Source organism: [Clostridium] aerotolerans DSM 5434 (assembly GCF_000687555.1).
Lineage (GTDB): Bacteria > Bacillota > Clostridia > Lachnospirales > Lachnospiraceae > Lacrimispora > Lacrimispora aerotolerans.
Genome location: NZ_JHWJ01000009.1, coordinates 55,179 through 77,618, shown reverse-complemented (window position 1 = coordinate 77,618; position 22,440 = coordinate 55,179). Strand labels below are relative to the sequence as shown.

The 22,440-nt window shown below is 41.9% G+C and carries 21 protein-coding genes and 1 other annotated feature; of the genes, 10 read left to right on the top strand and 11 right to left on the bottom strand.

Annotated elements, in window-relative coordinates; translation table 11 throughout:
* Positions 1 to 3 precede the first annotated feature (3 nt).
* The 4 genes from T546_RS0113235 to T546_RS23545 form a co-directional block, all read right to left on the bottom strand.
* The gene (locus T546_RS0113235) at positions 4 to 1,089 is read right to left on the bottom strand and encodes an ABC transporter substrate-binding protein (protein ID WP_026892021.1); all 1,086 of its coding nucleotides are present in this window, start codon (positions 1,087 to 1,089) and stop codon (positions 4 to 6) included.
* Between the two features lie 56 nt (positions 1,090 to 1,145).
* The gene (locus tag T546_RS0113230) at positions 1,146 to 2,099 is read right to left on the bottom strand and encodes a glutathione S-transferase C-terminal domain-containing protein (protein ID WP_026892020.1); all 954 of its coding nucleotides are present in this window, start codon (positions 2,097 to 2,099) and stop codon (positions 1,146 to 1,148) included.
* Positions 2,100 to 2,422: 323 nt separating this feature from the next.
* Complete coding sequence (locus tag T546_RS26125) at positions 2,423 to 2,557, bottom strand: hypothetical protein (RefSeq protein WP_268116307.1); 135 nt, start codon at positions 2,555 to 2,557, stop codon at positions 2,423 to 2,425.
* Between the two features lie 114 nt (positions 2,558 to 2,671).
* Entirely contained in the window at positions 2,672 to 3,196 is a 525-nt protein-coding gene (locus T546_RS23545) for a ferritin-like domain-containing protein (RefSeq protein ID WP_156951336.1), read from the bottom strand.
* A 351-nt stretch (positions 3,197 to 3,547) separates the two neighbouring features.
* Here T546_RS23545 and T546_RS0113215 point away from each other — a divergent pair, with 351 nt between their 5' ends.
* The 8 genes from T546_RS0113215 to T546_RS0113180 all read left to right on the top strand — a co-directional run bounded on the left by T546_RS0113215 (position 3,548) and on the right by T546_RS0113180 (position 11,838).
* Positions 3,548 to 4,261: a response regulator transcription factor gene (locus T546_RS0113215; RefSeq protein ID WP_026892019.1), complete on the top strand. Its 714-nt coding sequence runs from the start codon at positions 3,548 to 3,550 to the stop codon at positions 4,259 to 4,261.
* Positions 4,251 to 5,582, top strand: coding sequence for a sensor histidine kinase (locus T546_RS0113210; RefSeq protein WP_084326380.1), 1,332 nt, complete (start codon positions 4,251 to 4,253; stop codon positions 5,580 to 5,582). The genes T546_RS0113215 and T546_RS0113210 overlap by 11 nt, the downstream gene beginning before the upstream one ends.
* 2 nt (positions 5,583 to 5,584) lie before the next feature.
* A complete protein-coding gene (locus T546_RS0113205) occupies positions 5,585 to 7,090 on the top strand; it encodes an amino acid adenylation domain-containing protein (RefSeq protein WP_026892017.1) in 1,506 nt (501 codons plus the stop codon).
* Positions 7,087 to 8,271 carry an alanine racemase gene (locus tag T546_RS0113200; protein ID WP_051629824.1) on the top strand — a complete coding sequence of 395 codons (1,185 nt, stop codon included), beginning with the start codon at positions 7,087 to 7,089 and terminating at the stop codon, positions 8,269 to 8,271. The genes T546_RS0113205 and T546_RS0113200 overlap by 4 nt, the downstream gene beginning before the upstream one ends.
* Before the next feature lie 12 nt (positions 8,272 to 8,283).
* Positions 8,284 to 8,511, top strand: coding sequence for an acyl carrier protein (locus tag T546_RS0113195; RefSeq protein WP_026892015.1), 228 nt, complete (start codon positions 8,284 to 8,286; stop codon positions 8,509 to 8,511).
* Positions 8,512 to 8,514: 3 nt separating this feature from the next.
* Positions 8,515 to 10,098 (top strand): MBOAT family O-acyltransferase, encoded by a 1,584-nt coding sequence (locus T546_RS0113190; protein ID WP_026892014.1) that lies wholly within the window; start codon positions 8,515 to 8,517, stop codon positions 10,096 to 10,098.
* An 11-nt stretch (positions 10,099 to 10,109) separates the two neighbouring features.
* Entirely contained in the window at positions 10,110 to 11,075 is a 966-nt protein-coding gene (locus tag T546_RS0113185; protein ID WP_026892013.1) for a hypothetical protein, read from the top strand.
* A 130-nt stretch (positions 11,076 to 11,205) separates the two neighbouring features.
* Complete coding sequence (locus T546_RS0113180; RefSeq protein ID WP_026892012.1) at positions 11,206 to 11,838, top strand: DsbA family oxidoreductase; 633 nt, start codon at positions 11,206 to 11,208, stop codon at positions 11,836 to 11,838.
* Positions 11,839 to 12,065: 227 nt separating this feature from the next.
* Here T546_RS0113180 and T546_RS0113175 read toward each other — a convergent pair whose 3' ends face one another.
* The 7 genes from T546_RS0113175 to msrB form a co-directional block, all read right to left on the bottom strand.
* Positions 12,066 to 13,439, bottom strand: coding sequence for a family 43 glycosylhydrolase (locus T546_RS0113175; protein ID WP_026892011.1), 1,374 nt, complete (start codon positions 13,437 to 13,439; stop codon positions 12,066 to 12,068).
* Positions 13,440 to 13,825: 386 nt separating this feature from the next.
* The gene (locus T546_RS0113170; RefSeq protein WP_026892010.1) at positions 13,826 to 14,965 is read right to left on the bottom strand and encodes an MFS transporter; all 1,140 of its coding nucleotides are present in this window, start codon (positions 14,963 to 14,965) and stop codon (positions 13,826 to 13,828) included.
* 20 nt (positions 14,966 to 14,985) lie between these two features.
* A complete protein-coding gene (locus T546_RS0113165) occupies positions 14,986 to 16,206 on the bottom strand; it encodes a pyridoxal phosphate-dependent aminotransferase (RefSeq protein ID WP_026892009.1) in 1,221 nt (406 codons plus the stop codon).
* A 59-nt stretch (positions 16,207 to 16,265) separates the two neighbouring features.
* Positions 16,266 to 16,504, bottom strand: a binding site (T-box leader).
* A gap of 41 nt (positions 16,505 to 16,545) precedes the next feature.
* Complete coding sequence (locus T546_RS0113160; protein WP_026892008.1) at positions 16,546 to 17,538, bottom strand: Gfo/Idh/MocA family protein; 993 nt, start codon at positions 17,536 to 17,538, stop codon at positions 16,546 to 16,548.
* Positions 17,539 to 17,571: 33 nt separating this feature from the next.
* Positions 17,572 to 18,114 carry a beta-class carbonic anhydrase gene (locus T546_RS0113155; protein WP_026892007.1) on the bottom strand — a complete coding sequence of 181 codons (543 nt, stop codon included), beginning with the start codon at positions 18,112 to 18,114 and terminating at the stop codon, positions 17,572 to 17,574.
* A 41-nt stretch (positions 18,115 to 18,155) separates the two neighbouring features.
* Complete coding sequence (locus T546_RS0113150) at positions 18,156 to 19,532, bottom strand: PQQ-dependent sugar dehydrogenase (protein WP_051629822.1); 1,377 nt, start codon at positions 19,530 to 19,532, stop codon at positions 18,156 to 18,158.
* 60 nt (positions 19,533 to 19,592) lie between these two features.
* The gene (gene msrB / locus T546_RS0113145; protein WP_026892005.1) at positions 19,593 to 20,543 is read right to left on the bottom strand and encodes a peptide-methionine (R)-S-oxide reductase MsrB; all 951 of its coding nucleotides are present in this window, start codon (positions 20,541 to 20,543) and stop codon (positions 19,593 to 19,595) included.
* A gap of 147 nt (positions 20,544 to 20,690) precedes the next feature.
* Between msrB and T546_RS0113140 the strand changes: the two genes are divergently transcribed.
* Complete coding sequence (locus tag T546_RS0113140; protein ID WP_026892004.1) at positions 20,691 to 21,575, top strand: DUF2935 domain-containing protein; 885 nt, start codon at positions 20,691 to 20,693, stop codon at positions 21,573 to 21,575.
* Positions 21,576 to 21,681: 106 nt separating this feature from the next.
* Complete coding sequence (locus tag T546_RS0113135; protein WP_034599261.1) at positions 21,682 to 22,380, top strand: AAA family ATPase; 699 nt, start codon at positions 21,682 to 21,684, stop codon at positions 22,378 to 22,380.
* The last annotated feature ends 60 nt before the right edge of the window (positions 22,381 to 22,440 follow it).

Here is a 22,440-nt window from a genome sequence, read left to right as displayed (position 1 = left end):
CGATTATTGACGTGCTGCAATTGCTTTCTCGATTTCGGCTGAATATTTGTCCGTATAAATACTGCTGGCATCTACCTTATTCTCCAATACCCCTAATTCATAAAATGCGTCTGCAATTTTCTGGCCGGAGGCAATAATATCATCATTGATGGTAAGAACTTTGGAATCTGTCTGAGACAAGCCTGCCTTAATATCTGACAGGGACTTTTCTACCGTTTTGCCCGATGGCTCTGCGGAGGCTTCAGCCCAGGCATCTGGCTTTTCGCCAATCCACTGATATGCCTGATTAAGATCTGCAATGTATTCAACCACTGCCTTTCTTTTTTCCTCATCCTCCAATGCAGATTTTGCAACTACAATGGGGAAGTAACCGGAAAGCTTATCATTCCCATCTGCAATTACTTTTGCACCATTTTCTTTGGCCGCTACGATACCGTTTCCAAAGCTGGCAAAGGCATCAATATCTCCGCTTAATAACGCCGCCGCTCCGTCAGAAGGATTAATTTCAACCACTTCAACATCATTAAAGGTAAGTCCTGCATCTTTTAGAAATTCATATAAGAAATAGTGAGCGGTTGTTGCCTTTGTATAACCCACCTTCTTTCCTTTTAATTCTGCTACTGAGGTGATTTCCGAATCAGGTCCTACAAGGACTTCCTGGTCTACCGTCGTAATTCTGTCATTTAAGACTGCTACAATTTGAAAGTTTCCTCCGTCTGCTGCCTGGGCTGCAAAAAGAGGAGGTATTTCGCTGGTTCTGGCAATATCAATTTGATCCGCAGTAAGAGCTTCTAATGCTAAATTTCCTCCATCAAATACGGATACGTCTAAATTATAAGCAGGATCAGAGATTCCCGCACCTTTGAACAACGCTCCAACACTGTTCCATTGTATATCTCCTACTTTAATGTCTGCTTTTTTAGTACTTCCATCTTTACTTTCCGCGGTTGTTTCCGCCTCTGCACTTGTCCCGCTTTCCGTCCCTGCTTTACTTTCCGTACTTGACTTTTCCGTACCCTGACTGCCACAGGCAGCTAAACTCAAACCAATTACCGCTGATAATAATACTGCTCCAAATTTTTTAATCATAATGTTCCTCCCTGTTTTCTGCGCTTATGTTTTTAGTTTTCGTTATGAGCAAATCATTATAATGAACTACGGCCATGAGGACTATTCCACTCCGATAAATCCGGTCCCTTTGGCAATATATTATAAACATTTCCAAATAGCTTCCTAAGATGAGGAGAACGATAGTAAGAGTCCTTAATAAAAGCAAAATCTGTAGTCTCCCTGAAAGCAGGCTGCTGGTATAAATCTCTTGCATATCCCCATAAATTAGGGTAGTCCTTAAGTCTTTTTTTGTTGCATTTGAACAGCAGATGGTAAACAACATCAAACCTGGCCAGTGTGGGATATAATCGAACATCGCAATCAGTGATTGCGTCTCCGAATAAATACCTGCTATGGCTGAGTCTTTCTTCGAATTGATCAAAATAGTAAAAAAGCTCAGTGTAAGCTTTCTCATAAGCCTCCTGGCTGTGAGCAAAACCGACCTTATAAACACCGACGTTGATCCTTTGATAAATGATCTCATTTAATTCAAGAATGTCATCCCTTAATTTTTCAGGAAATAGATCGGGAGCACCTTCTTTATGATATTTCTTCCATTCGGTTTCCAGCTGGAGAGTCAAAGTAACATGATCGTTGTTAACAGCCTTTCCCGTCTCAATATCTACCACTACAGGCACTGTGGGTCTTTTATCATAACTGGGATCTGCCTTTTTATAAACATCTTCTATGTACTGTACTCCTAATACCGGATCCACGCCTCCCGGATCATTTGTGAACTCCCATGCATGTTCTGTCCGGTATGGCCCTGTTGCCCCTAAGCTGATGACGTTCTCAAGCCCCAGAAGTCTTCGCACGATCACTACCTTATGGGCATGGGGGCAAGCCGGCATCCATAATAACCGATATTTATTGGGAACAACGGGAATAAGTCCTTCCTGATCGCCAAAGGGTGTGGCAAACTGGTTCTCCTGCTGTCTGAAAGCACCATCATTTTGAATCTCCTTACGAAAAGTACTAAATTTTTCCATGTTCTCTCCTTCGATGTTTTTCAACCATTGAGTCTCTGATTTTGTTTCCTGCTTTCTATTGCCGCAGCTATATACATACTATTCTTATATGTTAATGTGTTTTTGATTTAGAAAATAATATCATAGCTTTTCTTCCTTGTCAATCATATTATTATAAGAGCCATATATAAAATTTTAATCCTTAAGTGAACATTTATGGAACAGTCAATACCACCGGCTTAACCTAAGATTATAAAATAAAGGTTTGTGTTAGCTACCCACAAAAAAAAGATATCAGAAGGTCTTTTGGGACGCTTCTGATATCTTTTTTGGGAGAAAACAGCTTACACATCATTATGCTCAATGGACTTTCTTTTGGCATTTTTATTCTTATTCTGATTCTCTCTTGTAATGGGTGTTTGTCCGTTGCATTTTTCCATTCTGGCCTTTTTATTATCTGGCTGACTGTCTTTTGGCATGGGTACCTCCTGAATGTTTTTCTTTTTATTGTGCTGTTTTCTTCCGTATTTTATGTACACAGGGCTGTAAAAAGGCCCTGCTATGTGCATGCATTACGCATCAATCTGGCTAGATTAACAGCCATTTCTACTAAACAGATAATTATAAAGAATCCCATGTCTGATCTCATCGGTAATAATATCAATGAGCATATTTATATGAATGCGGGACTGCATGGCGTAAAGAATCTTTCTGTAGTTCCGCACTGCATTCTGCTCGCCTAAAAGCGCTCTGGCTATTCCATCACAATAGTTTTCCGGTGGTATAAATGTTTCTTCCGACGCCTGACGCAGGTCCATACCGGTCAGATCATAATAAATCTGACGGAATAATTCAAAGTGCCCCATTTCATCGTCACGGATGCTTCCAATAATCTGCCTTTCTTCTTCGGTCGGAGCGTTGCTAATCAGCCACATATAAAACATCTGATCTTCAACCTCTCCATTCAATGCCTGTTTCATCAGCTCCATGGCATTGGCAAGATTTTCAGGATAATTGTATATTTCCATATCCATGAATTTCTGATCATATATTGTTTCTGCAAAATTCGTAAAAGGAGAACTTTCAGAGGCTATTTCAGAAAAATCATATTCTTTCATTTATTGTCTCCAAAGGTGTTACTTACTATATCCTATGACTTTCTTTCCTTATGAGTGAGAAATTATCCTAATTTTTTATTTTTTGTTAAATAAATGTATATCACATTCAATTCCTATGATTTGATTCCATTAATCTTTCTCCTTTTGTCAGCGAAATTTAAGAAAACAAAAAGAATCATGGGCATGCTAATACGGTAGAAGGCGGTAGAACCGTATGGTGTAAAAATAACTGGAAATACAGCCGTATTTCATTTCTTAATAATTCTTAAATCCTCCTAAAACACATTGTTATTCTTCACCCAAATGTTATAATTTTTCATATTCAAAATACTAAGAGGGAGGCCGCGGACCATGGAGGCTGCACAGCAGATTTTAATTGTGGATGACGATGCCGATATACGGGAAGTACTTCGTATCCATCTGGAAAATAAAGGCTATTCTGTCTGGGATGCCGCTAACGGAACGGAAGCAATTCAAACCGTTTCAAAAAATCTGGACATTGATTTAATTATACTTGATATCATGATGCCCGGTCTGTCGGGAATCGATGTATGCAAAGAAATCAGAAAGACCTCTTCCGCCCCCATACTCTTTCTCACCGCCAAATCAAAGGAAAGCGATAAGACAGAGGCTTATGAAACTGGCGGAGACGATTATCTGGTAAAGCCATTTTCCCAGTCGGAGCTTCTTATGAAGGTTCAATCACTTTTAAGAAGATACGTGATATATAAAGGAAAATCCCAGCCAAATATCAGTAATTCAGAAATCCGGATTCAGGATGTTCTGATTAATACCCAAAGCCGTCAGGTCTACCGGGAGAACCAAAAAATCGACCTTACGGATACAGAGTTTCAGGTTCTCATGTATCTTGTGAAAAACAGAGGCAGTGCCAAGGATGCCAGAGCCATCTACGAGGGCGTTTGGAATGATAAGTTTCTTCCCTCCTCCACCAATACCATAATGGTTCACATTTTAAAGCTGCGGAAAAAGCTGGAACTCGATTCCAATAATCCAACGATCATACGCACCGTTTGGGGAAAGGGCTATCAGATTGATGAAGTTTAGTATGAGATCTTCCCTCCGTTACAAGCAGGTCTATGTATTGGCCTTAGGTCTTTTGATCAGCTTTCTCATGTATCTGGCGACTCAGTCTCTGGGAGATTACTTGATTTCCAGGAATCATTTAAATGCAGATGCCTCCGCAAAACGGCTGGAAAACTATCAAAATTCCATTGAAGGTTATATCAGGAAAAATAAACTTTCGGTAAAAGATGTAAGGGCCTTATCCAAATGGGTCAAAAGCCATAAATACACGTATTTAACCATATATAGCGGCGATGAGATCCTATATGAATCCGGCTTCTGGAACGATGCTTATTACAATTACGAGTCCACAGGAACCTTCCTGGAAGAAAGCCAGCAGCTGACCAGAAACATTGCATTTACCGACGGGATCTATTCTGTTTCCATTATCGATTCCTCGGAAATCAAATGGTATAACATTGTTTTTTATATTTCCCTTGGAGTTTTCTTCTTGTTTTTATTCGGCATCGTGATCTTTTATAATCACAAAATCATAGCCCGGATCATGCTCCTGTCAAAAGAAGTTTCCCTGATTGAACAGGGAAATTTAGAACAGCCCATCTATCATAAAGGAAATGACGAGATAGCCCTTTTGGCCATAAACGCTGACAATATGAGAAATTCCATTATTACACGTTACAAAAGCGAAAAAGAGGCCTGGGAAGCGAACAGCGAGCTGATTACTTCCATGTCCCACGACATCAGAACTCCTCTCACGGCTCTCATCGGCTATCTGGAGATTCTGGAAACGGAAGGATATCATTCAGAAGAACAGCTTTCTAAATATATCAAAAGCTGCAAAGAAAAATCCCTCCAGCTAAAGGAGCTGTCCGATAAGCTGTTTCAATACTTCCTTGTATTTGGCAAGGAGACCATACTGATGAAGAAAGAGACCTTTGATGCACGCATCCTTTTAGAACAGCTGATTGGCGAACATGTATTTGATTTAAGCAATCAGGGGTTTGATGTGAGGACCGGACTTTTAGAGCAGTCCTGTATGATAACAGGTGATATTCAATACTTTAAACGCCTCTTTGATAACCTGTTCTCCAATGTAAGAAAATATGCAAGCACCAGTGGACCAGTTCTTGTAAATGCCGAATGCAATGGACAACACATAATCATCAGCATCAGCAATGATATCCGACAGGATCATTCTCTGGCGGAAAGTACTGGAATCGGTCTTAAGACCTGCCGAAAAATAACAGAGCAGATGAAAGGGACCTTTAAGATAAGAAAAAACCGGACTCGGTTTGAAGCCAGGGCCAGCTTTCCAGTGTCAGCCCAAGGAAAGGAAGCGTAACTATGAAAAATGTATTAGAATACCTGGAACAATCCGCTAAGTTGTACCCCGAAAAAACAGCAGTCCTGGATCCGGAGAAATGTGTAACTTATGAAGAGCTGTTACACAATGCCAGGCGCATCGGTAGCTTTTTATCGGAGCAGGAAGCTCCCAGACGTCCCGTGGCCGTTTTCATGGATAAAAGTGTGGAGGCGCTGACCGCATTTATGGGAATCGTGGCTGCAGGCTGCTTTTATATCTCCATCAATATGGACCAGCCGCCAGCTCGGATCCGCCAGATATTAGAAACCTCCAAAGCAGGCTCTGTCATCACCCTGGGTGAGGATAGACATGTTCTTAAGGAAGCCGGTTATCTGGGTCAATGCTTTGATTATCATGAGATGGTGAAACACGAAATCAAGGAAGCGGCTTTAAGAGAAATCCGTGTTCATTCCCTTGATGTGGATCCATTATACTGTAACTTCACCTCTGGCTCCACCGGCATTCCAAAAGGCGTCCTGGTCAGCCATCGGTCCGTCATAGATTTTATGGAATATTTCCCTGGTCTCTTCCACATTACAGAGGAAGACATCATCGGAAACCAGGCACCCTTTGACTTTGATGTATCCGTAAAAGACATTTATTCCACGTTAAAAACGGGTGCTGCCATGGTGATCATACCAAAAAGAATGTTTTCCATTCCTACTCTTTTGTTGGATTATTTGTGCGAGCAGAAGGTGACTACCTTAATCTGGGCGGTATCCGCACTTTGTCTCGTATCCCAGCTGAAGGGTTTTACCTACAAGGTGCCAGATCAGATTAAAAAGGTATTATTCAGCGGAGAGGCCATGCCGGTCAAGCAGCTGAACACCTGGAAGAAGTATCTTCCTGATGCCAGGTATGTAAACCTCTACGGCCCTACGGAAATCACCTGTAACTGCACGTATTATGAGATCGACCGGGAGTTTCAGGCCGATGAAAAGATACCCATTGGAAAACCATTTCCCAATGAAAAGGTATTTCTCCTTGATGAGGAGGATAAGCAGGTGACAAGTCCGGGAATAAGCGGAGAGCTTTGTGTAGCTGGTACTGCCCTCGCCCTTGGCTATTATAATAACCCGGAACAGACAAAACGTGCCTTTGTCCAGAATCCTTTGAACAATAATTATTTAGAGCTGATATACCGAACCGGAGACTTAGCCTTTTATAACGAAAACAAGGAGCTTTGCTTTGCGGGACGGAAAGACTTTCAGATCAAGCATATGGGACACCGCATTGAGCTGGAAGAAATCGAAATGGCTATGAACAGCTACCCTTCCATGGAACGGGCCTGCTGTGTATTCGATGAGAAGCGAAACCGAATCACTGCCTTTTATGTCGGTACCATGGAAGGAAAGGAACTTTCTGAAAAGATGCGAAACACGCTTCCTTCCTATATGATACCCACTGGTTTTCACCCTCTCACCGAATTACCCATTACCCCTAATGGGAAAATTGACAGAAAAAAATTACTGGAGATGTGTATATGAAAAATTCAATCAACAACACAACCTTAACCAATGCTGTCCGCACTTATCAGACGCCTCTCTATTTGTTTGATTTGGATACTCTGGCCGGACAGATTCAAAAAATAAGAGGAATCCTTGGCAATCAGGTGGAACTGTGCTATGCCATGAAGGCCAATCCATTTCTCATAAAAAGCCTGGTGGATCAGGTGGATTTCTTTGAGGTCTGCTCTCCCGGAGAATTCTCTATCTGCGAAAGAGCCAATGTCCCCGGGGAAAAAATCGTCATGTCCGGTGTTCATAAGAATATTTCAGACGTAGACCATGCCGTGAAAACCTTTGGTGAAAGCATTACCTATACCGTAGAATCCCTCTCCCACTGGCAGATGATTACAGCCTGTGCAGAAAAATACCAGGCCCATGTGAATGTGCTGTTAAGACTTACCAGCGGAAACCAGTTTGGAATGGATGAGGAGCTTTTAGAGGAACTCATAGGGAAAGGGCCTTATGAGTGGGTTACCATCGAAGGAATCCAGTATTTTTCCGGTACTCAGAAAAAATCTTCCTCCAAGCTTTTCAAAGAGCTTTCAAGACTAGATGGTCTTTGCGACGCATGGAAAGAAAAATACGGCTTTATTGTTAAGAAAATCGAATATGGCCCCGGACTCCCCGTCTGTTACTTTGAAGAGGAAGAAAATCAGGAAGATGAAATGCTCCATCAGCTATCAAAGGCCATTGAGGAAATGACCTTTGGAGGAGTCGTCACCCTGGAAATGGGTCGCTTTATGGCCGCCTGCTGCGGTTCTTATGTGACAAAAGTAGTGGATATGAAAACAAACAAGGGCCAATCCTATTGCATCGTCGACGGCGGCTGTCATCAGGTGAATTATTACGGACAGATGCTTGCTATGAAAAAGCCGTTCATAAAGCATCTGGGAGAAAAGGATGGGGAAACAAGAGAATGGACCATCTGCGGATCTCTTTGTACGGTAAACGACATGCTTGTCAAGCAGTATCCTCTTACAGGCTTAAAGACTGGGGATTATCTGGCATTTGAAAAAACAGGCGCCTATTCTGTCACAGAAGGAATGTCCTTATTCTTAAGCCGGGATTTACCCACCGTTCTTCTCTATTCACAGAAGGACCAGTATATAGAGGCAAGGCCAGCCACACCAACCAATTTATTCAATTATTTTCAATCATAAAGGAGAACAAGTATGGAACAGTTATTTGAAATTTTAAATGGTATTAACCCAGGCATTGATTATGAAACAGAGACAAAGCTCATTGACGGAGGACTGTTAGATTCTTTTTCCATCCTCTCTCTCATTCCTGAATTAGAAGAGGCCTTTGATATTGAAATCACCCCTGGTGAAATGATCCCTGCAAACTTTAATTCCGCAGATGCAATCTGGAGTATGATCACCCGTCTGAAAGAGGAATAAAAGATGACGTACACTTCCCCCCTTTACCTGTTTGCATTTTTCCCCCTGGTGCTGGCGGCATACTACTTCTGCCCCCAGCGCCACCGTTCAAAAGTCCTTTTACTGGCCAGCTATATCTTCTTTTATTCCATCAGCGGAAAGCTCCTCATATACCTGCTGCTGTCTACTTTGCTCATCCATCACGGTGGATTGTGGCTTGGCTATTGCAAAGCAGAGGGGGAACGGGAGCTTTTGGCTTCCCAGGACAAAAAGGCGCTGAAAGCAGTCTATGCCAGGAAACGCCGCCGCATTCTATGGCTTTCCATCGGTTTTCAGCTGGGCATTCTGCTTGTACTGAAATACTCTAATTTTTTCGTAAAGAACATCAATGACATACTTCATATCTTTTCTTTCAAAGAAGTTGTGCCTGCCATGCATTTTGTAGTACCCATTGGAATCTCATTTTACACCTTACAGGCAGTATCTTATCTGGTTGATGTTTATTACGATAAAATCAAGCCTGATGATAATTTAGAGCGGCTTGCCCTTTATCTCGCCTTCTTCCCCACATTAATGGAAGGGCCCATCTGCCGATACAATCAGACAGCAGATTCTCTCTATATCGGAAAGCCTCTGGATTATAAGAACCTCACCTATGGTCTGCAGAGAGTTCTTTGGGGATTGTTTAAAAAGCTTATGATCGCAGACCGATTAAATCCTCTTGTGGACAATATCTTTAGTACACCTGGTAATTACAGCGGCATTACCATTATTATCGGCGCCGTTTTATATACCTTCCAGCTCTATGCTGACTTTTCAGGCTGTATTGATATGACTATTGGTACCGGAGAAATCTTTGGGGTTATTGTACCGGAAAACTTCCGCCAGCCCTTTTTTGCAAAAAATGCATCTGAATTTTGGAGGCGGTGGCACATTACCCTTGGTACCTGGTTAAAGGATTACGTATTTTATCCCATCTCTCTGACGAAATTCGGGAAAAAGCTGGGAAAAAAATCACGGGAACGATTTGGAAAGCACTTAGGGCAGGTATTATCTTCCGCCCTCCCACTGTTTGGAGTCTGGCTGGCTAATGGATTCTGGCATGGAACCGGGTGGCATTATATCTTTTTTGGAATGTATTATTTAGTCATCATACTCCTTGAAAATCTTTTAGAACCATGGGTCGTAACAGTGACGAATGCCCTACACATGAACAGGGAAGGCATTCCATACCGTGTGTTTCAGACCATAAAGCTGCTTATAATTGTATTTACCGGCGAGTTGTTCTTTAATGCAGGAAACTTAACCTTAGGGTTTCAGATGTTCGCTTCCATTTTTACCGGATTTAACTGGTCGGTACTTACCGACGGTTCTCTCCTTAAGCTAGGGGTATCCATTCAGGATTTCTATGCCGCATTCTTTGGCCTCCTTACGGTCCTTATTGTGGGAGTGATCCATGAGCGGGGAGTTTCCATTCGTGATGAGATTTCTGCATGGCGCATGCCCGCCCGTTTTGCCTTTCTTTATGCCGCAATTCTTGTGGTGCTTATTTTTGGTGCTTACGGCGAGGGATATTTACCGGTGAAATTAATTTATGCCGGATTTTAAGAGGTGATGAAATGAAAATCAATAACAAGGTCAAAATAGTTCTTTTTCTATCTGGACTTTTTATTTTGCTGTATGGGTTATCGTATCTGATCCTTCCAAACAACACCATGGACAGCGGTTTATATAAAAAAACAAACAGCATTACCAGCGAGGATGATAATACCATTGATTATCTGGTTATCGGAGACAGCGAAGCCGTATCCAGTATATCCCCCATGGAAATCTGGAAGGATTACGGCTATACAGGTTATAACTGTGGAGTACCAGGACAGCGGCTCCAGGATACCTATTACTTATTTGAGAAGGTTTTAAAAAAGCAATCCCCTAAAATTGTTTTTCTGGAAACAAACGCATTTTACAGGGATTTTGAATATCTGAGTGCGCTGGATAATATGGTAGACGAGAACATGAAGGATATGTTCCCTGTTTACAAATTCCACAGCAACTGGAAATATTTCCACTTAAACATGCTTAAAAATTTAAAAAACAAGGCGGCTGACGGACCAATTAGCACCTATAAGGGCTTTAAGTATGTGCCAGTGATAAATCCCTACAAAGGCGGACCTTATATAAGGGAAAGTGATTCCGTTTATCCCATTGGAGAACAGCCTATGGAGTATATTAATAAAATTATTGAGCTTTGCAGGGAAGAGAACATTCAACTGGTACTTTACTCTGTACCAACCCCTAAGAACTGGACTCCAGGCAAGCACAATACCGCAGTTTCCCTTGCAGAGAAGAACCAACTTACCTTCCTTGATCTTAATCTTATGACTTCTGAGGTTCCTATGGACTGGAGTAAGGATACCAGAGATGAGGGAGACCATCCGAATTACTTCGGCAGCGTTAAAATATCAGGCTATATCGGTTCTTATTTATCGAAGCAAGGCATTTTGACCGATCACCGTAAGGACAAAACCTATGAGTCCTGGAACCAGGACCTGGCTGCTTATAAAAAGCTGACCAAACAAGAGTAACCCCTAGTTTAAGCTTCCAGTATTGACAAAATTCTAATAGAACTTTATAATGACATTAACAACTGTAATTATATTAGTTACACTTAAACAATGTCACTCCATTCCTATGGAATAGAAAGGAGTTTGTTTTATGAGAATTGAACTATGGTTTGATTTCGTCTGCCCGTACTGCTATCTGGGAGAACGGAAACTGGAACTTGCACTGGAAAAATTTGAACACCGTGATGAGGTGGAACTGATTTTTAAAAGCTTTGAACTCAATATGTCATCTGATTCCACCAAGGGCAAAGACATTAACCAGATTATTGCAGATAAGTATCATGTCAGCTATGCCCAGGCAAAAGCCAACAATGACAGCATTACAGAAGCAGGCAGACAGGTGGGTCTTAATATCCGCTTTGATTTGTTTCAAGTGGAACGTACGAGACTGGCCCATGAATTGGCACACTATGCTGCTGGTCAGGGAAAGAATCTGGAACTCATCCGCCGTCTGTTTAAAGGGGTCTTCACTCAGGGACTCCACTTAGAAGATAAGGATGTTCTCTTTCAGCTTACCAAAGACCTGGGCGTGGATTTAACCCACTTCCAATCCCAGTATGAGAATGGAACCCTATCCGCTCAGGTACAAAGAGACGAAGAAGAAGCCGTAAAACTTGGAATTAACAGCATCCCTCACTTTATCATTGACGGCAAATATGTAATATCTGGTGCTCAAAGCCCTGATTATATCCTGGATGCATTAAACAAAGCGTATCACAAGTAACTTCCGCTTCTTTCGCTTATCCCTGTCAGAGGAAAAAAGCCTTGTAATTGATTATTCGATATGAGGGTGTTGCAAAATGATAAACATCATCAAGATATAATAATTGGCTGTTTGATTAACAACCCTGTCTTATATGAAATCTTCATTTTACAACACCCTCTATTTTTTATTCAATGACAAGGCTTTTTAATTCTTCCTCTTATTCCAGCACCTGCATTCCCTTCAATTTACTTACCGATTCCAAAGGTAGCATCCTGTCGGTCCAGATCCGTACTTATGGCACTCATCCTCAAGGTGTAATTACTATGCCTGATATATAAATCAGGTGCAGCAAAGGACTGGAAGGAGGACCATCCGGAATCTTTTAGACCAGGAACCTTCTTAAAGGTGGCATCTTTTGAAAACTTTGTGCTGCCGTCATGTTTCTCCAGCTTCAGTTCATTGTTATTCTGTCTTAAGTAATATCCAGGATAGTAAACAGAGCGGAAGGATACATTGCCATCCGTAGAATCTGCCAGTCCAGGTACCACCTGCCAGAATTGGTCGGTCGCCGGGGTTACGTTTGCTTCTATTTTCACGTTAAAGTTTGTATTTCTCCAGTACATATTTTGGAAATTATAGGATTTGATACGATTCATGGTCCCATTTAGGCCTGTGGTTGTATCTGTAATTAAGGGTATGGTTCCATCAGAATTATATTGAAACTTCTCTATACAGACAGAACGCTTATAGCTCCCGCCTCCGGGCAATGATCCATTGTGGTATAAAAAGTAAGAAGCTCCCTTATAATCTACAATTGCCGGATGAATGGTAGTGCTAGTAGGAGTCGGTTTCATAATAATCCCACGGTAAGTCCATGGCCCGGCAGGACTGCTGCTGGTAGAATATGCGATGCTCTCTGGAAAACCGGAAGCATATAAAAGATAGTATAAACCATTTCTCTTATACAGCCAGGGGGCCTCCTCAAATCCTGGTCCAAAGGCTTCTTTTGTGATTGGAATGGCTGTAATTGCTCCCTTTAAGCTAATCATATCATCATTGAGCTTAACCCAATAGCAGGCTTTGTTTCCCCAGTATAAATATGCCTGTCCATCATCGTCGATAAATACGGTAGGGTCCAGATCATCCCATGAGTGAGACGCATATTTAGTCATATCATTGGTAATGAGAGCACGCCCCAAGGCATCTTTAAAAGGACCTGTGGGGCTGTCGGATACCGCAACGCCGATAGCAACTCCAGGGTTGGTTTTGTCATGGGTGCTGACATACCAGTAAAACTTTCCGTTCCTATAGATGCACTGGGCTGCATTGGCATCTCCGCCTGACCAGCTGAAGGTCTTGGTGGTAAGAGCGGTTCCCCTATCCGTCCAATTTATCATATCGGTAGAGGAATAGACCTTCCAGTCCACCATTTTGTATCCAGTATTGGGCGCATCATTCTCGTCGTGCCCAACGTATACATAGCAGGTTCCATCGTACACCAGTGTTGCCGGATCTGCGGTAAAGACATCAGTAATTATGGGATTATCCCCATAGCTTACAAAAGGAAAACACGTTAATAAAACAAGCATTGAGCCTAAAAGCTTCCATAATTTACTCATAAACACCCTCCATTTTTTCTAACATGATCAAAGGTTATCTTTAAAATAATTGAAAATTTGTTTTTTTCTCCCTCCTCTCCATTTCATTCCATTCCATTCCAGAAATCATATATCATCAGGGGTATCAGCCTCTGCCCTCCTTTCTATCCCCAACATTGCCATACGCCTTCCCTTTTTCACTGTAAACTCCACTTATTTTCTTTATTATAACAAATAATACCATGTATGTATGTTTACTTTTTTATTAATTAAGTTGGTTTTTTTATATTGTTCGTATCTTTTTCCCATATCTCACTAAAACGGTTTAAAAAAGCCCCATGGACCAACAGATATCTGATGCTGGTTCATGAGGCATATTATTTTAATCGCGTTAAAACACTCAAAGATTATAAAGTTCTGTTTTCTTTTGGCATATACCGGATACACGCCACTCCAAAGAATAACATGCACACACCAAAGGTAATATATGGAGTACTGATTCCCAGATGGTCAAATAAGTATCCTCCCGCCAATGGTCCCAGAATATGACCAATGTTGGAGCCAAAGGCATACTTTCCATAATAATCTCCTATTACATGTTCCTCTATTCCCTGAACAAACAAAGCATCCATGGAATAGTCCAGCGTAGAGATGGATAATACATAAAAGGTCCAGATGATGGTAAAGCTGTCAGGAGTGTGAAACATGGGAATCAAAACAGCGATAAGGGCTAATAAAAAAGCAGATAAAGTCATGACCCTTCGATAGCCAAAGGTATCTCCCAGCCTTCCAAGATGAGGCCCTGCAAAGGAAGAAACAACCATGGGAACCATGAAAACAGATAAAAGGGATTCCATTCCTAAGTTAAAAGCTGCCGCCACATATGGAATCAACAAAACTCCGGTCATGCTTGCAAAGAGGCAGAAAAACAGGTTAAATATCCATAGCTTCTTCTTTTCACCCGAAAATACAACGTTAGCCTTCTGGGGAGCGTTCGCTTTTTCCTGTTTTCTGACTTTCACAAGGCTATATAAATATGCAGTCATGGAAGCCGCAAAACAACAAAGGAAGAATACGTTCCAGCCTGAGAGCAAATCGTAATTGGTGAAAATAAGAAAGCAAAGCCCTACCCCCATCATTCCCCCCAGATTCCGGTTACTGTCAAACCGGCCCATGGTCTGGGCGAACTTATCATTTTCATCGGTGATGACACCAACCACGGAAAGGGTGAGTAAAATGCCCGCGGCTCCCTGAATGAATCTTGCAGCCATTATATGAGGCATGGATACCGCTCCGGACAGGGAAACATATGCAGCTGCATAGAATAAGACCGATAAAAGGAACACGCTTCGCCTGGTATACTTATCAGAAAGCTTTCCCATGAAAAGCCTCATCAAAAGCCCTGCCAGAGCGAAGGCAGAATAAAAAATGGTCATTTGAAACGTTGAGTAACCCAGCTGTTCTGTGTAAAGCGGAAAAAGACCTTCAAACATAATCACCGGCAGAGATACTAACATGACCGGCACTGCTAATTTTCCATACCTCATAGCCCCTCCATTTGCCTGTATCAGTGTTTCTGCTTGTAATAAGACAGGAAATCAGACAGCTTTTCACAGGCAGTTTTCAGCTGATTGATCTCCGGCAGATAGACCACCCGGAAATGATCCGGCGTTTCCCAATGAAAGCCGCCGCCATGGGTCAGAAGTATCTGCTTCTCCTTTAAGAAGTCTAAAACAAACCTTTCGTCATCCTCAATCTGGAACCGTTTCGTATCGATTTTGGGGAACATATAAAAGGCAGCCTTCGGCTTTACCACAGAGATTCCCGGAATCGCATTCAATGCGTGGTATATGTACTCTCTCTGATCGTAGACCCTTCCCCCTGGTACAAGAAGCTGTTTTGTCTCCTCTTCCATGTCAAGGGCAGCACTGATGACGGATTGGGCAGGAACATTGGAGCATAACCGCATGGAGGATAAGAGATTGATTCCTTCCACATATCCCTTAGCAAAGGATTTATCCCCGCACAGGCACATCCAGCCGCAGCGGTAACCAGCGATTAGATGCGATTTTGACAGACCGTTAAAGGTAATGGTCAAAAGGTCCGGTGCAAGGGATGCGATGGATACGTGCTCCTCTTCATCAAGCACCAGTCTGTCATAAATCTCATCGGCAAAGATGATCAGTCCGTTCTGCCTGGACAGCTCTGTGATTTCTAAAAGCAGCTCTTTTGGATATAAGGCTCCCGTTGGATTGTTTGGGTTAATGACAACAATGCCTTTTGTCCTGCTTGTAATCTTACTTTTAATGTCCTGAATGTCCGGATACCATTCTGACTGCTCATCGCAGATATAATGAACCGCACTTCCGCCTGCAAGTGTGACAGAAGCAGTCCACAAGGGGTAATCCGGAGAAGGAACTAAAATTTCATCACCAGGATTTAAAAGTCCCTGCATGGATAGGGTGATCAGCTCGCTGACACCATTTCCTGTATAGACATCATCAGTGGTCACCTGATGGATTCCTTTTTTCCTGCAATATTCCACAATGGATTTCCTCGCAGATAAAAGACCCTTGGAATCGGAATAGCCTTCTGTGTTGCATAGATTCTCATTCATAAGTCTTAACAGCTCTTCTGGCGCCCGAAATCCGAAGGGAGCAGGATTTCCTATGTTTAACTTCAGGATATCAATCCCCTGGTCAATCATTTTGTTGGCCTCATCCATTACTGGCCCTCTGATATCATAACACACGTAGTTCAGTTTTGCAGATTTTTCAAATGTCTTCATAATTTTCTCTCCTTCTTTTCTGCGTAAAATAAAATAAAAAAAGCCCTAAGCGTCGAAACGCTTAGGGCGAATATACAATCCGTGTTACCACCTAAATTCAGAGAATTCTCTGCACTCTTACGGTACTATCATACCGAGTCCCTGTAACGTGGGAATACGTTGGAGCCTACTAAGTAATAAAATCACCGTTCGGTCCAAAGCTCCGAGACTGCTTCCATACCTTGGAATGAAGATTCGCACCAACCATCTTCTCTCTGAAATTCCGCGAATATGTACTATTTCTCTTCATCGCCTTTTCACTATTTCCGCAATCATAGCACAGGGGGGAATAATTGTCAATTATAAATTTTCTTTCTCCCCGTAAAAATATATTCCTGCCTTTTTTCTTGCCTCCGTTTGGATTTTGCTGACCAAAAGGGTGTGGTCCAGAAGATCATAACACTTTAATAACCTATGATTATCTATCATTTCCTGGAACTCTGTAAACTCATCTATCATGCGATGATTCTTATGGTTTTCATTCATTACTACCCTTGTCCCATCATTGGATACAACAGTTATTTCTCCGCATACATTGGCTGTTGTTTCCTGAAACAGATATCCCTTATCTCCCTGTATTCTGTATACAGCCGGACTGGAACAGTCCTTAGCACCAGTCAGGGTACACTGAAAACCAGGATAGCTGAGAATTAATATGCCTGAGGTATCAATTCCCCTCTCTATGTTGGGATAATACTCCACTCTTTTTGGCTCTCCAAATAAACCGGTCACGTAATGGAGGTTATAGATATTAATATCCATGAGAGCGCCACCGGAATAACGGGGATCAAAGGCCGGAAGGACCAGTCCCTGTTTGAAGGAATCATAACGGGAAGAATACTGAGAGAAATTGCATTGGACTATCTTTATATCTCCAAGCTCAGGCAGCATTTCTTTTATCTTTTTATAATTTGGGAGATACAGTGTGGTAACCGCTTCTATGAGAAACAAACCTTTTTCCCGAGCCAGATTGCTTAAGATAATGGCTTCTGAAACATTGGTAGTAAAAGGCTTTTCAACAATTACATGTTTTCCTGCCTCTAGGGCCTCTTTGGCAAACTGAAAATGAAGGTGATTGGGCAATGCCACGTAAATCGTGTCCACATCGCTATTTAAAAGCTGGTCATATTGGGTATAGACCTTCTCGATCCCATATTGAGCCGCAAGCTCTCTTGCCGACCCTTCACTTTTAGGCGTGCTTAAAAGTGCCCCTATGATCAGACCTTTTATCTGTTCCCTGATGGATAGAAAATCCTTTACTATCATTCCTGTTCCTGCAATGCCAAGCTTCATACAGAATCACTCCTTTGTCCATAAGCCGCGGTCCTACACCACACGGCGCAGTTCACCTGTTACCGAATCAATCACCAGACCGTAGACCTTAATGGAATCCGGCACCAGGGGGTGATTACGAATGATATCCACGGATTTCGTAATGGACTGGTCTAAGTCTAAAAAGCCGCCCAGCCAGGATTCAAAATCAATGCCGTAATATTTGATCAAATCAATATTTCTTTGTTCCACACCTCTGGCCTTCATCTTCTGAATCATTCCCTGACTGTCTGTATATCTGGCTCCGCAGTCCGTATGTCCAATGACAAGAATCTCATCCACTCCCAGCTCATAAATGCCGATTAACAGGCTTCGCATGGCACTTCCAAAGGGATGGGAAATAATGCCCCCGGCATTTTTAATTATCTTGGCATCGCCATTTTTCATGCCCAGTGCAGCTGGAAGGAGCTGGGTCAGCCTGGTATCCATACAGGAGACTATGGCTGTCTTTTTATCGGGATACTTATTCGTAATATACTTTTCGTATCCTTTATTCTTAACAAATGCTTCGTTATACTCAAGTATCTCATCAATCATCGTTGATTCATCTCCTGCTAAATGTTTGGTACCTTAAAATTTCATAAGGCTTCTGCCGTTCGGTAAACCCTCCATACAACACCGGTCTTTGGTACAAACACACTGGGATCCCCATCCAGATTATATCCCATATCAACAATATACATGGCTCCGTCTGGTCCGAAAAGGAGATGAACCGGACGTTCAAATCCACCGCTTCTTGCAATGGATGAGGGAAATCCGTTTTTATTAATGGCAAAGGTACTGATGGTTCTGGCTTTCATATCAATTCTGGATATCCGGTGCCCGGAGCCGGCATATGACGTTCCTTCCCCCATACGCCCGTCAATGGTGCTTCCAAACTCGGTCACATAAACATCTCCATATGGACCAAAGGCACGATTATAATTAAATTCAAAGCCTGATAAGGTGGAATTAGGTGGAAACCGCACATAAGGTCTGGGCGGCACATTGGGCTGGTTTTTAAAGATCAGGGTCGGCTGGACTCCTCCTACCGGGGTATACCTGGGAGAATCCACAGGTTCTCCACCGGAAAAATCAGGCCAGCCATACCACTGATCCGGTGTGACATAGTAAAAATCTTCGCTGGCATTCTCAATAGGTCTGGAACCGACTGGATTGAAGCCGTTATTTACCACGTAGAGCTGCCCGCTGTTATCAAACCTTAAAAACGCAGGATCACGAAATCCCCATGCGACCTGCTCTAAATTAGAACCGTCCAGATTGGCTCGTAAGATGCTTCCTGAGGCTTTTATATATTTTTTCCTGATTTCAAATTCAATATTTGGAATCCCATAAGGGGAAAATGCACCGGTAAATGCCGGGTCGTCTGTGACCGCCTCTGTGAGTATATTATCCGTCATGAAATTCTGCCCATAGAGCATGACATAATCACCTGTATAATCACATAACAATGGAGAAACGGTCACCCATTTATTGTCATTTCCCACCACTCCGCTGTTGGTAACAGTACCCTGTCCAAAGTATAGTTTATTATCCGGAGAAAAAGCGACCGGACTGTTTATATGGTCTCCATTGCTAGGCAGTCCCATAATAATATTCTGTCTTGTACCGTCTTTATATATTTTGGTGATGAAGCCTCTGTGAGATACATAAAGAATGCCATGCAGATAATTGATTCCTGATATAGGAGTAACAAAATCATCTGCAATGGTCTCAAACTGTCCGTTGACCAGTTTAAGAATTCTGGGATGATCTGTAGCCCTGCCGGAATCGGAGATAAAAATATTTCCTTCTTCATCGAATACCATGCTGGAGGGGGCATCTAAGTTGTTGATAAAAACCTCCACCCCATAACCTCTTATGATATAGATATCGGATGGATCCAGATACCGTTCCAACATAGTATCATCATCATTGCAAGAATGAATTCTGTTTCTATTTACGCCTTGAAACATTCACTTCTCCTGGAAATATTTTAGTACATTATATTCCAGGTTCTCTAAATTATACAAAACTTAAAACAATCCCAGATAAGCCCCGTAGCCTTCTTCCTCCATCTTCTCTTTTGGTATGAACCGAAGGGATGCGCTGTTAATGCAATAACGCAGTCCGCCCGTTTCCTTAGGGCCATCGGTAAACACGTGGCCAAGATGGGCATCCCCATGACTGCTTCTTACTTCTGTACGGATCCGTCCGTAACTGGTATCAAGAAGTTCTTTGATCGTCTCTGTTTCTATTGGCTTTGAAAAACTGGGCCAGCCGCAGCCGGCATCAAACTTGTCTGCTGACATGAAAAGAGGTTCTCCAGTGGTAATATCCACATAGATTCCTTCCCGGAATTCATTGTAATATTCATTTTGAAAAGGAGCCTCAGTTGCACTGTTTTGAGTTACTTCAAACTGTTCTTTTGAAAGCTCCTGTTTTAACTCATTTTCCGTTTTCTTTGCATACTTTTTATCTTTATCCACTGCCTTTTTTGCCTTTTCGAACTTATCTGCCCCAATGTGGCAATATCCCCCTGGGTTTTTATCTAAGTATTTCTGATGATACTCTTCTGCCTTATAATAATTTTCAAGAGGAAGCCGTTCAATGGCTATTTTCTCCTTATAATGATTCTGGAGTTTTTTTATAGATTCTTCTATCACAGGAGCATCCTTTGCATCTGTATAATAGATTCCGGTCCGATATTGAGATCCAACATCACCGCCCTGGCGGTTTATGCTCACTGGATTGATCACATCATAATACAGTTCTAAAATATAGGGAAGCCCTATTACAGTGTCCTCGTACTCCACCTTTACTGTTTCTGCATGGCCGGTGTTGTGCCTGCAGACCTCTTCATAGGTGGGATGTTCTGTATTGCCGTTTGCATAGCCAACTTCTGTTGCCAGGATACCTGGAATGTTCTGAAGATATTGTTCTGTTCCCCAAAAACAACCGCCTGCTAAATAAATTTCTTTTTTCATAGGAACCACCTCTCTTATATGTTTTTTCTTGATATAATATCAAAAACAAGGAATGAAAACAAGCAAAATCTGCCTGTTCGATTTTTTGAATACTTACTGGACAACAAGCATAAGATTCATTAATTAGTATTCATAGGAGTAATGTATATGTTATCCCAAGAATTATTCGTACAATGGTCCCTGCAATATCATCTCTTCTGGCTCCGTATTATGAAAGAACATGCCATATTCATTGAAGCAACCATGCCGCCTCCTGGAAAAAACCTTGCACAAAAGGCCGATGCCTACAAACAGAATTATGATCAGTTTTTACTGACCACAATTATTTTAGCCAATGGGATAATTCCCCGTGATGCCCTGGAGTCCGGTCAATATTATACCCAATTTACAGAAGGAGCCGAGCAGGATGCAGAAAATTATACCGGTATCAGCACAAGGCCTGATATTACGGTAAAGGAGTATGATATTGCTCCTGTTTATGGCAATCTGACAATCACAGGAAGCTTAGAGCAGGATGTCATTCATTTGAACCAGAGTGTTCTTACTCTCACCGATTCCTTTATCCAGTTCCAGTCTGATCTTTTAAATGACAGAGCCTCCTGCCGTCTCTTTACCATGATGTACACCGGAGATATCTTACACGTACTTATGGAAGCAAAGAGATATCAGATGATTCTTTCCGCGCTTCAAAACAGAGATGAAAATGCAATAGAGGATTACAGGACCTTCTGGACCCATAACATGTCAGATCACGCCAAGGTCATGAGAGGCCAATTTGATCCTACGGAAGCCGCATATTTTAACAGGGCAAACCAGCTTGCTGAGCTTTTTGATACTCTAGCCGAAGAAGAAACGGGAACCAATACCTTCCCCACCAATCAGGAGCTATTAATCAGCACCAATGAGATTCGGGATTTTAAAGCAAACACAACCGACGCTATTATGCGCTGCAAGGTCCAGTCCATCATGCTTGCCCTTTACACGGATCACTTATTAAGAGAGGCAAACCATTTTATTTATCTAATGAAATAAAATTATGGATAGAGGAAAGCTATCGAATACATATCATTCATGTTATAATGAAATCAGAGGGAGAATCGACACCCTCTGATTTTTTAATGATGAAAGCAGGTGTATTATGTATATAAAAGAGGTCCTCTTTCGATGGCCGGAGGAAGAATCCTGTACCTATTATGATGAGATTGAAGCACTTAAAAATACCGACCAGTTGGTTCTTAATGATTCAGTAACATTTTTTGTAGGGGAGAATGGAGCCGGGAAATCTACTCTGCTGGAAGCAATTGCAATCGCCTATGGATTTAATCCGGAAGGGGGAAGCTTAGACCATAGCTTTTCTTCAAGAGATACTCATTCCTCTTTGTATAAACAATTACTTCTTTCCAAAAGCTTCCATCATGCAAAGGATGGTTTCTTTTTAAGAGCAGAAAGTTTTTATAATTTTGCGACGGAAATTGATGATATATATGAGGGTAGCATACGGTCACTACATGACCAATCTCATGGTGAAAGCTTTCTATCCATGGTTCAAGACCGATTTGGTGGAAAAGGGCTTTATATTCTCGATGAGCCGGAAGCCGCACTATCTCCTCAAAGGCAATTGACATTACTTTGCGAAATCAACCGACTGGTCAAAAGTAGGTCACAGTTAATCATCGCTACCCATTCTCCCATTCTGCTGGCATATCCCGATGCATTAATCTACTCTTTTGATGGTTCATCGGTTCTTCCCATTTCTTACGAGGAGTCAGAAGCTTACCAGATAACCAAATTATTTGTAGAAAATAAAGATTATTTTTTAAATAAATTATTGGATTAAGTTTTTATAACACTAAAGAGCCGATGAAATGTTCACACCCATCGGCTCTTTCCTATGATT